The organism is Ruegeria sp. G7, from assembly GCF_056535465.1.
Genome location: NZ_JBQFIL010000001.1, coordinates 316,934 through 331,699 on the forward strand (window position 1 = coordinate 316,934; position 14,766 = coordinate 331,699).

The 14,766-nt window shown below is 56.2% G+C and carries 14 protein-coding genes; all 14 read left to right on the forward strand.

What is annotated here, in order from left to right; translation table 11 throughout:
- Window positions 1-215: 215 nt before the first annotated feature.
- The 14 genes from ACR3EN_RS01580 to ACR3EN_RS01645 all read left to right on the forward strand — a co-directional run bounded on the left by ACR3EN_RS01580 (window position 216) and on the right by ACR3EN_RS01645 (window position 14,762).
- Window positions 216-425, forward strand: a complete 210-nt coding sequence (locus tag ACR3EN_RS01580; RefSeq protein ID WP_480819377.1) for a Flp family type IVb pilin — start codon at window positions 216-218, stop codon at window positions 423-425.
- 89 nt (window positions 426-514) lie between these two features.
- A complete protein-coding gene (locus tag ACR3EN_RS01585) occupies window positions 515-727 on the forward strand; it encodes a hypothetical protein (protein WP_480819376.1) in 213 nt (70 codons plus the stop codon).
- A 150-nt stretch (window positions 728-877) separates the two neighbouring features.
- Window positions 878-1,753 (forward strand): Flp pilus assembly protein CpaB, encoded by an 876-nt coding sequence (cpaB, locus tag ACR3EN_RS01590; RefSeq protein ID WP_480819375.1) that lies wholly within the window; start codon window positions 878-880, stop codon window positions 1,751-1,753.
- A gap of 194 nt (window positions 1,754-1,947) precedes the next feature.
- On the forward strand, window positions 1,948-3,354 hold the full coding sequence (locus tag ACR3EN_RS01595) for a type II and III secretion system protein family protein (protein ID WP_480819374.1): 1,407 nt from the start codon (window positions 1,948-1,950) through the stop codon (window positions 3,352-3,354).
- 18 nt (window positions 3,355-3,372) lie between these two features.
- Window positions 3,373-3,990 carry an OmpA family protein gene (locus tag ACR3EN_RS01600; protein ID WP_480819373.1) on the forward strand — a complete coding sequence of 206 codons (618 nt, stop codon included), beginning with the start codon at window positions 3,373-3,375 and terminating at the stop codon, window positions 3,988-3,990.
- A gap of 205 nt (window positions 3,991-4,195) precedes the next feature.
- The gene (locus tag ACR3EN_RS01605) at window positions 4,196-5,431 is read left to right on the forward strand and encodes a CpaE/TadZ family protein (RefSeq protein WP_480819372.1); all 1,236 of its coding nucleotides are present in this window, start codon (window positions 4,196-4,198) and stop codon (window positions 5,429-5,431) included.
- 18 nt (window positions 5,432-5,449) lie between these two features.
- Window positions 5,450-6,889 (forward strand): TadA family conjugal transfer-associated ATPase, encoded by a 1,440-nt coding sequence (locus ACR3EN_RS01610; protein ID WP_480819371.1) that lies wholly within the window; start codon window positions 5,450-5,452, stop codon window positions 6,887-6,889.
- A gap of 12 nt (window positions 6,890-6,901) precedes the next feature.
- Window positions 6,902-7,870, forward strand: coding sequence for a type II secretion system F family protein (locus ACR3EN_RS01615; RefSeq protein ID WP_480819370.1), 969 nt, complete (start codon window positions 6,902-6,904; stop codon window positions 7,868-7,870).
- Window positions 7,871-7,880: 10 nt separating this feature from the next.
- Window positions 7,881-8,858: a type II secretion system F family protein gene (locus ACR3EN_RS01620; protein WP_480819369.1), complete on the forward strand. Its 978-nt coding sequence runs from the start codon at window positions 7,881-7,883 to the stop codon at window positions 8,856-8,858.
- 73 nt (window positions 8,859-8,931) lie between these two features.
- Entirely contained in the window at window positions 8,932-9,474 is a 543-nt protein-coding gene (locus ACR3EN_RS01625) for a tetratricopeptide repeat protein (RefSeq protein WP_480820054.1), read from the forward strand.
- 12 nt (window positions 9,475-9,486) lie between these two features.
- Window positions 9,487-10,338, forward strand: a complete 852-nt coding sequence (locus ACR3EN_RS01630; RefSeq protein WP_480819368.1) for a tetratricopeptide repeat protein — start codon at window positions 9,487-9,489, stop codon at window positions 10,336-10,338.
- A gap of 3 nt (window positions 10,339-10,341) precedes the next feature.
- Complete coding sequence (locus tag ACR3EN_RS01635) at window positions 10,342-10,887, forward strand: prepilin peptidase (RefSeq protein WP_480819367.1); 546 nt, start codon at window positions 10,342-10,344, stop codon at window positions 10,885-10,887.
- A 116-nt stretch (window positions 10,888-11,003) separates the two neighbouring features.
- The gene (locus ACR3EN_RS01640; RefSeq protein ID WP_480819366.1) at window positions 11,004-12,311 is read left to right on the forward strand and encodes an ATPase; all 1,308 of its coding nucleotides are present in this window, start codon (window positions 11,004-11,006) and stop codon (window positions 12,309-12,311) included.
- A gap of 39 nt (window positions 12,312-12,350) precedes the next feature.
- Entirely contained in the window at window positions 12,351-14,762 is a 2,412-nt protein-coding gene (locus tag ACR3EN_RS01645) for a ligase-associated DNA damage response DEXH box helicase (protein ID WP_480870262.1), read from the forward strand.
- Window positions 14,763-14,766: the final 4 nt, after the last annotated feature.

Here is a 14,766-nt window from a genome sequence, read left to right on the forward strand (position 1 = left end):
GTAGGATAATTTTTCGTTATTTTTCTGTTGGTTATAAAATTTATCACCAAAAAGTTAAGCTTTGAGTGAAAAAAATCGGGATCGGCCCAATTCCTGCCACGCACAAGGGTCAAACATAGGTCCATACCGAGACGATCGGGAGCGGACTGAGAGAGGAAGCTCTGAAAGACGCCGAGGTTTAGATTACTTTTTTGATCCTTTAGGAGGGACGTAACATGATCAAGTTCATCAAGAACTTCCGCAAAGACGAAGACGGCGCCGTAACTGTAGACTGGGTCGTTCTGACCGCAGCCGTAGTCGGCCTGGCAGCTGTTGCTTACAACGCAATTGGCACCGGCACCTCGAACATCTCTGCTGCAATCGGCACCGAACTGGGTACCGTTGCAACTGACACAGGCAACCAGAACCTGAGCACAGACTTCTAATAGTCTTGCAGATTTGAACAATATGGTGGGGGCCATGCTTTCTTGGGCTTGGCCCCCTTCCTTTTGCAAACTCAAATTTTGGCGTTCATATGTTGAAAAGAATCGCAAAATTCTCGACAAGCGAAGACGGCGCAGTCACAGTTGATTGGGTGGTGCTTACGGCGGCTGTCGTGGGTATGGGAGTCTTCATCGGGCTCTACATTGCGCAACCCGTCGATAACATTGATGAAGAAGTTGGCCAGAAACTCACGGCCTTGGAAGCTCAAAGCATTACTGTAAACTTCAGGTCTTCTGGCCCCTGAGCAGAGGGGTTTTATTGGTGCGAAATGCACGAACGGGAACAAAATCACACATTGTCCCCCTTTTCGACACAATTCGCATATAGGCAAAGCTAAACGTCGTCGTAAGTTTATGGCGGAACGATTCAAAGAAAGTGATGCGAGGGGATGTAGATGCGCGCGGTATTTGGACTTGTCCTGCTAGTCGGGGTGGCTTTGGCCGGGGGTGCTGTTTACATGGCCCGTGATTACATCTCACAGCATCAGAACCAGCTCGCCCGTGAGCGCCAAGCAGCACAAGATGCTCTGGCGCAAGTGAATAACGTTAAAACTGTAGGTGTACTCGTAGCCGACAAAGCCTTGAGGTACGGAGAACTCTTAAAAGAAGAAGATATCCGAATCGTCAATTGGCCAGAAGATGCAATCCCTGAAGGTAGCTTTACGGATTTGACGGTACTTTTTCCTGAGACCGGTGACAAAGAACGCTTTGTATTGCGCGCCATGGAAAAAGATGAAGCGGTCATGGAGGTTAAAGTGACCCGGCCCGGTGAATCCGCAGGCCTTACATCACAACTTGAAAAAGGTATGCGTGCATTCGCGATCAGTGTCGATGTTGCGTCGGGTGTATCGGGCTTCCTGCGCCCCGGAGACAGAATAGATGTCTATTGGACAGGTTCGGTCCGCGGTACAGGTTCCAGTGCAAATGGCGAAATCACTCGTCTGATTCAGACCAACATTCAATTGATTGCTGTTGACCAGACTGCAGGCTCAGACCTAACGGGTACTACGATTGCCCGAACGGTCACTGTATCTGCCACACCTGAACAAATCGCAGCGCTGGCACAGGCGCAAAACACTGGACGTCTCTCTCTTGCCCTGGTCGGGGCTCAAGATGATGAGGTTGCGAGCGCTATCGAGATCGACCAGCGCAAGCTGCTTGGAATCGAAGAAGTCGCACCCGAACCTGTGGCACCACAGAAAAAGGTCTGCACCATCCGTACACGCCGTGGCAGCGAGATCGTCGAGACCCCCATCCCCTGTACAAACTGACACTAATTCAGACTGTTACAGGATAAGGGCCGCGCACTACGCGCGGCCTCATTCATTTTGATGTTGCCCATTGTCCACATAAAGAAAATTCCAGAAACCCTTGATTATTGCAATAAATCTGGTTTTCGCGCAGGGTTCTTGGATAGAGGTCAAAAGACCCATGAAAATGAGTGGTGATCGGAGAGGCAGGTCACATGACAATACGTTCCTGGATCAGCGCAACCCTGCTGGGGTTGACGCTTGTAATGGGCTTAACCAGCAATGCTGCTTGGGCCGAAAATCTTCGCGTGGTCAAGAAGGGTACAGCCGAATCGCTGGATGTCCCGGTAAATCGCGCAATCGTTGTTGAAAGCGAAGAACCGTTTGCCGAGATCAGCATCGCGAATGCTGGCATCGCTGACGTTTCAACACTCTCAGATCGCACGATCTATGTACTCGGCCGCGCGCCGGGCATGACAACGCTGACGTTGTTCGACGGCGCAGGTAATCTTTTGACCAACGTACGTGTCCGGGTTGCCCCGGATGTGACCGAATTCAAGGAAAGACTTCGCCAAATTCTGCCGAACGAACGAATCGAGGTACGCACCGCGAATGACGGCATCGTTCTTTCTGGCACCGTTTCGAGCAGCGCCCGCCTTGCGCGCGCACTCGAGCTTGCAGAACGCTATGCACCTGAGCGCGTATCGAATCTCATGAATGTCGGCGGCGTGCAGCAAGTCATGCTGAAAGTTCGCTTTGCCGAGATGAACCGCTCGGTCGCCAAGAACCTGTCGGCGTCTTTGGGTTTCGGCGGTGGTGATGTAACCGCTGGTTTCAACACGCTGAATACGCAGGGCGCGCTATCGAACGCTTTGGCGAACAACATTCCAATCGCTCAAACCAATACCGGTGCCATCTTGTTCGGCTTCGGAGCTGGCTCAACTCAGATTCGCCTGCTGCTGGAAGCGCTTGAATCCAAAGGCTTAGCTCGGAGTTTGGCAGAACCAAACCTGTCTGCGCTTTCTGGACAAGAAGCCGAGTTCCTGGCTGGTGGTGAAGTCCCCATCCCGGTGCCACAAGACGACGGGGTTGTTGCAATCGAATATCGCCAATTCGGCGTGCAGGTGTTGTTCGTTCCTCGTGTTGTTGATGGGGATCTGATCAACCTCGAGATGGGTGCATCGGTCTCTAGCATCGACCCCAACTCCAATTTCACGATCAACGGCGACACAGTCCCCAGCTTCATCGTTCGCGAGACAAAAACAACTGTTGAACTGCGCGACGGCGAAAGCTTCGCAATCGCCGGATTGATCGAGGATGATTTCTCAGATCTGAGTAATCAGGTACCCTGGTTGGGTGATGTGCCGGTCCTTGGCGCATTGTTCCGCAGCGCACAGTACCAGCGTGAGCAAAGCGAGTTGGTCATTATCGTCACAGCGCATCTGGTCTCACCAACACGCGGCGAGGCTTTGGCCCTGCCCACTGATCGGGTGAAACCGCCCAGCGAGTTCGATTTGTTTGTAAATGGCAAAGTCGCTCGAACTGAAAGAAGCGGTAATGGCGCTGCATCCGAAGTCGCCAAACAGGATTTTGGTCAGTCTTACGGCTATGTCCTGGACTAATGGGAAAGGATAGGACCAATGGATAAGTGGATAATAGCGCTGTCTCTTTCGGTCGCAGTTGCAGGTTGCACACGCGAGGCCGGGTACGAGATCGACGCCGGAACTTTCGGGAACGCCACGCTGAATAATATTCAGGTTCTCAACGGCGAACTGACCTATGGCCAAATCTTGGCGCAACGTTTCGCCGCTGAGGTGCCGACGCAGATAAACTTTGCGTTTGACAGCGCAACTCTGGACGCTTCGGCCCAACGCATCCTGTTGCAACAAGCTGCTTGGATTAAGCGGTTTCCAGAAGCTCGGTTCCGGGTTTACGGCCATACCGATGCGGTTGGTTCAACCGCCTACAACAAACGGCTGGGACAACGCCGCGCGAATGCTGCGGTTGCTTTCCTGACGCAACAAGGTATCTCGCGTTCACGGCTTGAAGCTGTTGTTTCGTTCGGCAAGTCCAGACCCCTCGTCGCAACCGAGAATCGGGACCGACGCAATCGCCGAACGGTTACCGAAGTCTCAGGCTTTGTGGGTCGTCACCCCAGCGTTCTGGACGGGAAGTATGCTGAGATCGTCTACCGCGATTATGTTACGAGCGCGGAGACAGCCAGCGACATCAATGCCGAGCAAGATACCGGCGGCTGATAATCCCCAGGTCATGGGCGACATTGTCGCCCATTTCCCTACAATTGGTTCTTTTGCGCCCAATTCTTGCCCAACTTCCAAGCGACGTTGTGAACAATTGGGTGACCTGCGGCCAAAATTGACCGCATCGGGCGACAGCAAACCAGAACTGACCTTTCCTACGTTCACCTCGGTTTGCCCAGCCCTCTCGACGAGGATTGTGTTAATGACGAGCGCGACGCCGCAAGACGAAAATACCGCCATTCTGGCCTGTACGATCAGCCGCGATGTCCAGAATTTCGATCTGCTGATCGAAGATATGGAGACCGCACTGGGAGAGCGCTGGGGTGACCTTGGATTTGCTGAGGCGCTTGCGTTTTTCAGTCAACCCGAAGCAGAATCACTGCAGTTTGTCGCACTTGCTCTGGACGGCGATGACGAGGACAACCTGACCTTGATGGGTGAGATTATTACCCAGGCCAAAGAAAAGGGTATCAAGGTCGTTCTGATCGCCGAAGACGTCACACCCGCTGCGTTGCACCAGCTTCTGCGCAAAGGCGCGGATGAGTTTGTGCCTTACCCGCTTCCCGAAAACGAGCTTCAGGAAGCCATTAACCGTATGAATAAGCCTGACCCTGTCGCCGCCCCACAGGCGGCAGGCGCGCCTCTGGTCAACGGCACGTCGAAGGAAGGCGCACTGTTTGTCGTTCAGGGGCTGGCCGGAGGCGTCGGTTCAACCACCATGGCCGTCAATCTGGCATGGGAGTTGGCGACAGTTTCGAACAAAGAGGCCCCAAAGGTCTGCCTGATTGATCTGGATCTGCAATACGGCACCGTGTCGACTTATCTCGACCTGCCCCGCCACGAAGCTGTGTTCGAAATGCTCTCGGACACCGATTCAATGGATGAGGAATCCTTTGGGCAAGCGCTACAAAGCTTTGAGGACAAGCTGCAGGTGCTGACCTCACCATCGGATATGATCCCGCTGGACATTATCACTCCGACGGATATTCAGCGCGTCATCGACACCGCTCGCACCCATTTCGACTATGTCGTGATCGACATGCCCAAAACCCTTGTGCAATGGTCCGAAACGGTTTTGCAGGCCGCCCATGTCTATTTCGCACTGATCGAGTTGGACATGCGCTCGGCGCAAAACGCATTGCGCCTCAAGCGTGCGCTGCAGGCCGAGGAGCTTCCCTTCAACAAGCTGCGTTTTGCAATGAACCGCGCGCCGAAGTTCACCGATCTGAATGGAAAAAGTCGCGTCAAACGGATGGGAGAAAGCCTTGGCATTTCGATCGATCTGCTTTTGCCGGATGGTGGAAAACCCGTGATGCAAGCCGGAGACCACGGCCTGCCGCTGGCGAGTTCCGCAGCCAAAAACCCGCTGCGCCGCGAAATCGCGAAGCTGGCCCAGTCCCTCCATAGCCTCGGCAGCAGCGACGCCGAAGCCGCTTAACACGAAGGAGAGCTGCCCGTGTTCTCAAGATACAAGAAACAGCCTCCGGCGCAGCCGGTTCAAGCCAAAACGCCCGCCCCGGCGCCGACAACCGAACCCACCGCCGCATCTTCGGCGACCGCTGTGGCACGCAAACCGCTTAAGAAAAAAGCCGCCGAGGTTGTGGGCAACGACAAAGATCGCAAGCGCAAAGAGCGGTTGGGCGAAATCAAACTGGAACTGCACCGCGAACTGCTTGAAAACCTCAACCTCGCGGCGCTTGAAAAGGCCAGCGAGGCCGAGCTGCGCACCGAAATCAGCGCAATCGCAAGTGAAGTGCTTGAAGCACGAAATATCGTTCTGAACCGGGAAGATCGCAGTCAGCTCAACAAAGAGCTTTACGACGAGGTCACTGGTCTCGGACCGCTGGAGACACTGCTTCAGGACGACTCCGTCAACGATATTCTCGTGAACGGACCGCAACAGATTTTCGTCGAACGTCACGGCAAGCTGGAAATCAGCGACATCACGTTCAAGGATGAAAAGCACCTGATGCGGATCATCGACAAGATCGTCTCCGCCGTGGGTCGCCGTGTCGATGAATCAAACCCTTACGTTGACGCCCGTCTGGCCGATGGGTCGCGTTTCAACGCAATGGTGCCGCCAATTGCCGTTGATGGCTCGCTGGTTTCCATTCGTAAGTTCAAAAAAGACAAGCTGGGTATTGATGATCTGGTCAATTTCGGTGCGTTCACCGAAGAAATGGCCGCCTATTTGCAGGCCGCCGTCTCGACGCGCCTGAATATCATCGTCTCAGGCGGTACCGGTTCGGGTAAAACCACCACGCTGAACGCTTTGTCCAGCTTCATCGACGATGCCGAACGCATCCTGACCATCGAGGATACGGCGGAACTGCAACTGCAGCAGACTCATGTCGGACGAATGGAGAGCCGCCCCCCCAACGTGGAAGGCAAAGGTGAAGTCAGCCCGCGTGACTGTCTGAAAAACGCCCTGCGGATGCGTCCAGACCGCATCATCGTGGGCGAGACGCGTGGCGCCGAAGTGATCGACATGCTGCAGGCCATGAACACCGGACACGATGGCTCGATGACCACGATCCACGCCAACTCTGCCCGCGACGGGATATCGCGTCTGGAAAACATGATCGCGATGGCTGGGATTGAGATGCCAATCAAGGCGGTTCGTAGTCAGATCGCCTCCGCTGTAAACCTGATCGTCCAGGCCAGCCGTCTGCAGGACGGTTCACGCCGGATGACGTCGATCACCGAAATTACGGGGATGGAAGGTGACGTGATCTCGATGCAGGAAATATTTCGATTTCAACGTGTTGGCCTGACGCCAGACAACAAGATCATCGGTCACTTCACGGCCACTGGCGTGCGCAGCCACTATTCCGAGCGCTTCCGCCTGTGGGGCTTTGACCTGCCCGCTTCGATCTACGACCCAACCACGATGTAGGAGACCGGGGAAATGCAACTGCCTGTTGAGGCTCTCATATATGTTGGCATATTCGTTGGGGTTCTGGCCCTGGTCGAAGGTATCTACTTGGTTGCTTTTGGCAAATCGATCAGCCTGAACAGCCGCGTCAATCGTCGTTTGGACATGATTGACAAAGGGATCGGGCGCGAGCAGGTCCTGGAACAGCTGCGCAAGGAAATGCAGCAGCACATGAAATCACAGACGATACCGCTGTATTCTCTGCTGGCAGACAAGGCGCAAAAAGCTGCAATTGCCTTCTCGCCTGCGCAGTTGATCATGATTATGGTGCTGGTTTCAGTGGTCGCATTCTTTGGCCTGAGTATCGCAACCGCTACAGAAACAGCACTTCGCATCGCCATTTCCATCGCGATCGGGGTAGGTGCTGTATATGCCTGGGTAAGCAATAAAGCGAAAAAGCGCATGTCTCTGATTGAAGAGCAGCTGCCTGACGCCGTCGAATTGATGGTGAGATCCCTTCGCGTTGGTAACCCCTTCGTTTCTTCGGTCCAAATCGTGGCGAACGAGGTCGAGGACCCGCTGGCAACCGAATTTGGTGTGATTTCGGACGAATGCGCCTACGGTCGGGATGTAGGCGAAGCGCTTAAAGACCTCGCCGAGCGGCTGGACATGCAAGATCTGCGATTTCTCGCCGTTGCTGTCTCGATCCAACAACAATCCGGTGGCAACCTGGCTGAAATCCTTGCCGGTCTGGCGAAGGTCATCCGGGCACGGTTCCGTCTGTTTCGCCGCGTGAAAGCGATCACCGCAGAAGCACAATGGTCAGGTAAATTCCTGTCCGGCTTCCCGCTGTTTTGCTTGGGTTTCATCATGGTCAAAGATCCAGGGTACTATGACAACGTCATCGACCACCCTTACTTCATCCCCGCATGCTTTTTTGTCGGCATCATGCTGACGCTTAACCTGATCGTCATGCGCGTTCTCACCAACATCAAGGTCTGAGGGGCAGGTTATGGAATTCCTTTATTCAATCAATGATATGATCACCGAACATCTCGGTGAATTCGGGCCATTGATCATCATTGGTGTTCTGGGGCTGTTCATGATCCTGGTCACAATACCGCTGATGCTGAACCAGCCCGAAGACCCATTGAAGAAACTGCAACGCTCGACGGCAGCTCCGAAGAAAACAAAGAAAAAGGACAAGAAAGAACGCCTCAGAACTGCAGGTCGGAACGAACAGCTTGAGAAGTTCGCGAACTTTCTGGAGCCGCAGAACAAAGAAGAATACAGCGCAGTAGAACTCAAGCTTCGGCAGGCCGGTTATCAATCCAAAGACTCTGTCCGGTTTTATCATTTTGCACAGTTTGCGCTTGGTATCTTTGGTATTATTTTGGGTGTTTTGTTCGTGACCCTCTTTACCGACGGACAGGAGCTGACTGCACAGGATATGGCAATCCGCGTGCTTGTTCCCGGCGCGATCGGTTACTTCTTCCCGAAGTACTGGATCACCCGGCGCGTTGCAGAGCGTCAGGAAGCCATCACCGCAGGTTTCCCCGACACACTGGATCTGATGTTGGTTTGCGTGGAAGCCGGACAATCGCTGGATCAGGCGATTGTAAGGGTCGCCGCAGAAATGAAGGCGTCGTACCCCGAAATATCCGAAGAATTTGAAGTTGTGGCGTACGAAATGAAGGCAGGTAAAGAGAAAGATACGGTCCTGCGCGATTTCGCAACGCGGTGTGGGGTACAAGACGTCAGCGCCTTCGTCACGGTTATGATCCAATCTGCGTCTTTTGGTACACCAATTGCCGACGCGCTTCGTGTCTATGCCGATGAAATGCGAGACAAGCGCGTGATGCGCGCTGAGGAAGCCGCTAACAAACTGCCAACGAAAATGACGCTGGCGACTATGACGCTTACAGTTCCTCCGCTATTGGTAATCTTGGTTGGTCCATCGGCAAAAGGCATATCGGAGCTTGGAAACTAGCAGATCGAGTTTGACACTTATCGAAGTGCTCAGGCTCTGCAGCCTCAGTCTTAGAAAAGTACTGCTTGCCACCATGGTCTTGACCATGGTGGCTTCTTGCACCGAAGGACCTTCGGCCAACGGTCCTTTCGCGCCCGGGATAGACCCAGATGGGCCGGCGGTTGATGAAATCGCGGCAGGCAACCGGTTGATGGCTGCCGGTGAGTATGAACTGGCCCTAGATTCCTTCACGCGAGCTGCCCTGCAGCAGGGAATGACCCCTGAGGTCCTGACCTCACTTGGCACCGCCAATCTGGGTCTGCGCCGGATTGGTCAGGCAGAGCCTCTGCTGCGCCGCGCCGTAGAGGATGATCCGGACTGGCCCGTCGCATGGAACAATCTGGGGGTCTTTCTGATGGAGACCAACGAATATGCCGAGGCCGCGCAGGTGTTTCGCAGGGCCTTCGCTTTGGACAATGGCGAAAGTGACGCAATTCGAGACAATTTGCGGTTAGCACTCGCAAAAATGGAAAATCCTGTTAATAATACCCCACAAGAACAAGAATTTGAGCTGGAGCAGCGTGGCAACGGGGAATTCGTTCTGCGCAGAATACCGGCAACAGAGGCAGAGCAGTAAAAGGACGCAAAAATGCGCCACCCCTTCTTGATTCCGACGATGCTTGCGTGCGGGCTGGTGTTGACCGCCTGCGCAAAAGAAACCCAAGAAGAAAAGGTCGAACGGACATTTCAGGAGGTTAACGTCATTGACGAGACCAACCTGAATGACGTGATGCTGAATGCGGCCGACCCGAACGAAGCTGTCACCTATTTCCACGGTGCAGCCACCAAAAATCCTGACCGGATCGACCTGCATCGCGGATTGGCAATCAGCCTGACACGCGCCAAGCGCAACACCGAAGCGGCCGCAGCCTGGAAGCGCGTTCTGGGCATGAAAGGCGCAAACAATTCGGATCGCGTTGAATATGCGGATGCACAGGTGCGCAGTGGCAATTGGGACGGCGCGAAGGCGACGCTCGACAGCATCCCTCCGACGTATGAAACGTTCAAGCGTTATCGGCTTGAGGCCTTGGTCGCCGATTCCCGCAAAGACTGGAAAAGCGCGGATCACTTTTATGAGACCGCGGTCGGCCTGACCACACGCCCTGCGGGTGTCATGAACAACTGGGGCTATTCCAAGCTGACACGTGGTCAGTATTCCGAAGCCGAACGGTTGTTCACTGAAGCCATCCGAAACGACCAATCGTTGTTCACCGCGAAGAACAATCTGGTGCTGGCCCGCAGCGCGCAGGGCAACTACAGCGTACCGGTTGTTCCAATGACACAGATCGAGCGTGCACGTCTTCTGAACACGATGGCGATCTCGGCGGTCAAGCAAGGAGACATCAACCTTGCAAAGAACCTGTACCGCGAAGCGATCTCGACTCATCCGCAGCACTTCGACGAAGCTGTCCGGTCGCTGCGTGCGCTTGAGGATGCCTGATCTATGGTGATCCCTGCGGCAGCGGCGACGTGGTTCCTGCCCTTCGTCCTGCCAATCTGCTTCTACGTTGCCTTCACGGATATGCGCGAAATGCGCATCAAAAATCACGCTGTCCTTGCACTGACCCTGGTTTTTGTCGTCGTAGGCTTGATAGCTCTGCCGCCCTGGTCCGGCGAATGGGTTGCGGGGCGTTTGGGTCCACTATCGGTAGCGTTGCCTGTTTACGGCTGGCAACTGCTTCATATCTTCGTGGTTTTGTTGCTCGGCATCGTTTTGAACGCCGCCGGTGTGATGGGCGCGGGCGACGCCAAATTCTGCGCCGCCGCTGCACCGTTCGTCTGGACCGGAGACCTGATGTTGGGAATGGTGATTCTCGCAGCCACCACCCTTGGCGCTTTTGTGGCCCACCGGCTGGCCAAGCACACCCGCCTGCGTCAGGTTGCGCCGCACTGGGAAAGCTGGGATCGTGGCAAGCAGTTTCCGATGGGATTGCCGCTTGCAGGTAGTCTTGCCATCTATCTGATCCTTGGGACAATTCAAGGATCGTAAACAATCATCAGTGCGCCTTTTGCGCGCCTTGGTCCTGCCACAAAGCGGCGTCAAATTTTCCTCAAACGGCCCGTTTACGGGCTTCTGATGTGATAGTTGACGAACGAGTCCCGCTCATGAATATGCAGACGACCTCGGTTATGGCCCCCCCTGCCCCCAAAGGGTTGGCTGAAATGCAGCTTCCGCTGGTGATGATGCGGGACATCCTGCTGAAAACGATCTTTCGCAAGAACGTCGACACAGTGACCGAGGTCGCAGCTGCGGTCTGTTTGCCTGGCTCGGTCACGCAGGAACTGATTGATATCGCGCGCGAACAGAAACTGCTTGAGGCCACAGGGACCCTGAATGCCAACTCGGGCAACGAGATGGGCTATCAACTCACGGATGCGGGCAAGGCGCGCGCGCTGGATGCGCTGAGCCAGTCCGAGTACTTCGGCGCGATGCCGGTCCCGCTGGACGTCTACCGCGAGCAGGTCAAACGCCAGTCGATCCGCAACATTCAGGTCACACGCGACCAGCTGACAGGGGCAATGGGCCATTTGGTTCTGCCCGACAGTCTGCTGGACCATCTGGGCCCCGCCGTCAGCGCTGGCCGCTCCATCCTGATGTATGGCCCACCGGGCAACGGTAAATCCTCGATCTCGAACGGTATCCGGGACGCGCTGGGTGACAGTGTTTATGTTCCCTGGGCGATCGAATACGCCGGCCAGGTCATCACGGTTTACGATCCGATCGTGCACACCGCGATCGAGCAAGAGGCCGACGACCCCAACAGCCTGCGCCGCCGCAAACGGTTCGACACGCGCTACGTGCAATGCGAACGCCCCACTGTTGTAACGGGCGGTGAACTGTCGCTCAGCATGTTGGATCTGGTCTACAACCCCACCGCACGGACCTATCAGGCGCCGCTGCAGCTGAAATCCACCGGCGGCATCTTCATTGTGGACGACCTTGGACGTCAGGCCGAGCCCCCTCAGGCCCTGATCAACCGCTGGATCGTTCCGCTGGAGGAAAGCAAGGACATCCTTGGCCTCCAATCGGGTGAGAAGTTCGAAGTTCCCTTCGACACGCTGGTCATCTTCTCGACCAACTTCCACCCGAATGAAATCTTCGACCAGGCGGCCCTGCGCCGGATCTTCTTCAAGATCAAGATCGACGGCCCGAACCAGGAAAACTTCCTGAAAATCTTTGCCATGGTGGCACGCAAACGCGGCATCCCGCTGGACGAGGCCGCTCTGGTCCATCTGTTGAAGGTCAAGTATCCGACCATCAACAATATCTACGCGAACTATCAGCCGATCTTCCTGATCGACCAAATGATCGCGATTTGCGAGTTCGAGGGCATACCCTATCAGATGAGCCCCGATCTGATTGATCGAGCCTGGGCAAATATGTTCGTCAGGGAAGAAAAGATCATCCACTGACCCCCTATCCTTCTGATCCTTGGCGGGTAATCTGCACCCATGACGCAGATTCCCGCCCGGATTAGCGATTGGTTTGCCACCAAAGGCTGGTCGATCCATCCCCATCAGCAACAGATGTTCGACCGGGCGCAGGACCCGGCGACCCTGCTGATCGCACCAACGGGTGGAGGCAAGACGATGGCCGGGTTTCTGCCGTCCTTGTCCGAACTGGCCGACGGGGCGCATGACGGGCTGCACACGATCTATGTCTCACCGCTCAAGGCATTGGCGGCCGATATCCGCCGCAACCTGCGCACGCCCGTAGATGAAATCGGCCTGCCCATCCGCATCGAAGACCGCACCGGCGACACTTCGGCCACGCAAAAGAAACGCCAGCGCGCTGACCCACCGCATATCCTGCTGACCACGCCAGAAAGCCTTGCCCTGCTGACCTCATACGAGGATGCGCCACGGATGTTTCGCGGGATACAGCGCATCATTGTTGACGAGATACACGCGCTGGCCGAAAGCAAGCGCGGTGATCAGTTGATGCTGGCGTTGGCGCGGCTGCAAACGCTCTGCCCCGGTCTGCGCCGGGTTGGCCTGTCGGCCACCGTGGAAGACCCCGAAGGCATTGCACGCTTTCTGGCGCGCCACCCCGACCCGTGCCGCATCATTCAGGCCGATCCCGGACCTGATCCTGATATCGCCATGCTGCAAACCGACGAGATGCCCCCGTGGTCCGGCGGCGGTGCGGCCTATGCCATCCCAGCGGTGCTGCAGCAGATCAGGCAGCACAAGACCACGCTGATCTTTCACAACACCCGCGCACAGGCCGAGATTTTCTTTCATAACCTCTGGCTTGCGAACGATGAAGGCCTCCCCATCGGCATCCATCACGGCAGTCTGGACCGGCAACAGCGCGAACGGGTTGAGGCCGCGATGGTGCGCGGCGATTTGCGGGCAATTGTGTGCACCGGCAGCCTCGATCTGGGGATTGACTGGGGGGATGTCGACCTAGTGATCCAGATAGGTGCGCCGAAGAATGTCAAACGTCTGGTGCAGCGGATCGGGCGAGCGAACCATCGCTATAACGCGCCGTCCAAGGCTCTACTGGTGCCCGCCAACCGATTTGAGGTGGTCGAATGCGTGGCCGCGCTGCAAGCGGTGCAAGAGCATGATCTGGACGGTGAACCGCGCGGGTCTGGCCCCCGGGACGTGCTGTGCCAGCATATCCTGATTGCGGCGGCGGCTGGGTCGTTTGACGCCAATGCGCTTTATGCTGAGATGACGGCGGCGGGGCCCTACGCAGACCTGAGCCGCGCCGCGTTTGATGCTTGTCTCGAGTTCAGCGCCACCGGTGGTTATGCCTTGCGCGCCTATGATCGCTGGCAGCGTTTGCAACAACGACCCGACGGACGCTGGCAGTTGCGGGACCCGCGCGCGGCGCAGCGTATTCGTATGAATCTGGGCACGATTCAGGACACCGACACCCTGAAGGTCCGCCTGAAACGCAATCGCGGCGGCAAACCTCTGGGTGAGGTCGAGGAAGGTTTTGCCGCCTCGCTGACCCCCGGCGACACTTTCCTGATCGGCGGCCAGATCGTGCGCTATGAGGGTCTGCGCGAGATGGTTGTCGAGGTTAGCCGCCGGGCCGACAAAAAGCCCAAGATCGCCACCTTCATGGGCACAAAATTTGCCACCTCGACACAGTTGAGCGACCGCATCCTGCGTATGTTTGCACAACCTGACTGGCCACAGCTGCCTGCGCATACGGCCGACTGGCTGGCCTTGCAGCGCGACGTCTCACGCCTGCCACAGCGTGACCGGTTGCTGATCGAAAGCTTTCCCGATCAGGGCCGCGAACATCTGTGTGTTTACGGCTTTGCCGGTCGCAACGCCCAGCAGACGCTGGGGCTGTTGCTGACCAAACGGATGGAGGAAACCGGACTGGCCCCGCTGGGTTTTGTCGCCACGGACTATGCCACGCTGATCTGGGGACTGGATGCGGTGACCGATCCGCGCCCCCTGTTCCGGCTGGATGCGCTGCGCGACGGGCTAGAAACATGGCTGGCGGGCAATGCGGTGATGAAACGGACCTTTCGTGCCTCGGCCACCATCGCGGGCCTGATCGAGCGCAATACGGGTGGGCACCGCAAAAGCGGGCGGCAGGCGACGTTTTCGTCGGATATCCTCTATGACACGCTGTTGAAATACGACCCCGACCACCTTCTGATGCAGATCACCCGCGAAGAAGCCATGCGTGGTCTCGTCGATTTTGGGCGCATCGAGGAAATGATCGCCCGGATCGGGGATCGCGTTGATCTGCTGCGCCTCAAGAGGGTTTCCCCGCTCGCCGCACCGTTGTTTCTGGAGGTTGAAAAAGTCCCCGTCAAAGGCGAAGCCGAAGAACGCCTGCTTGCCGAAGAAAGTGCGCGCCTGATGAGCGCTGCGGGCCTTGCGCCTGAGTGATTCT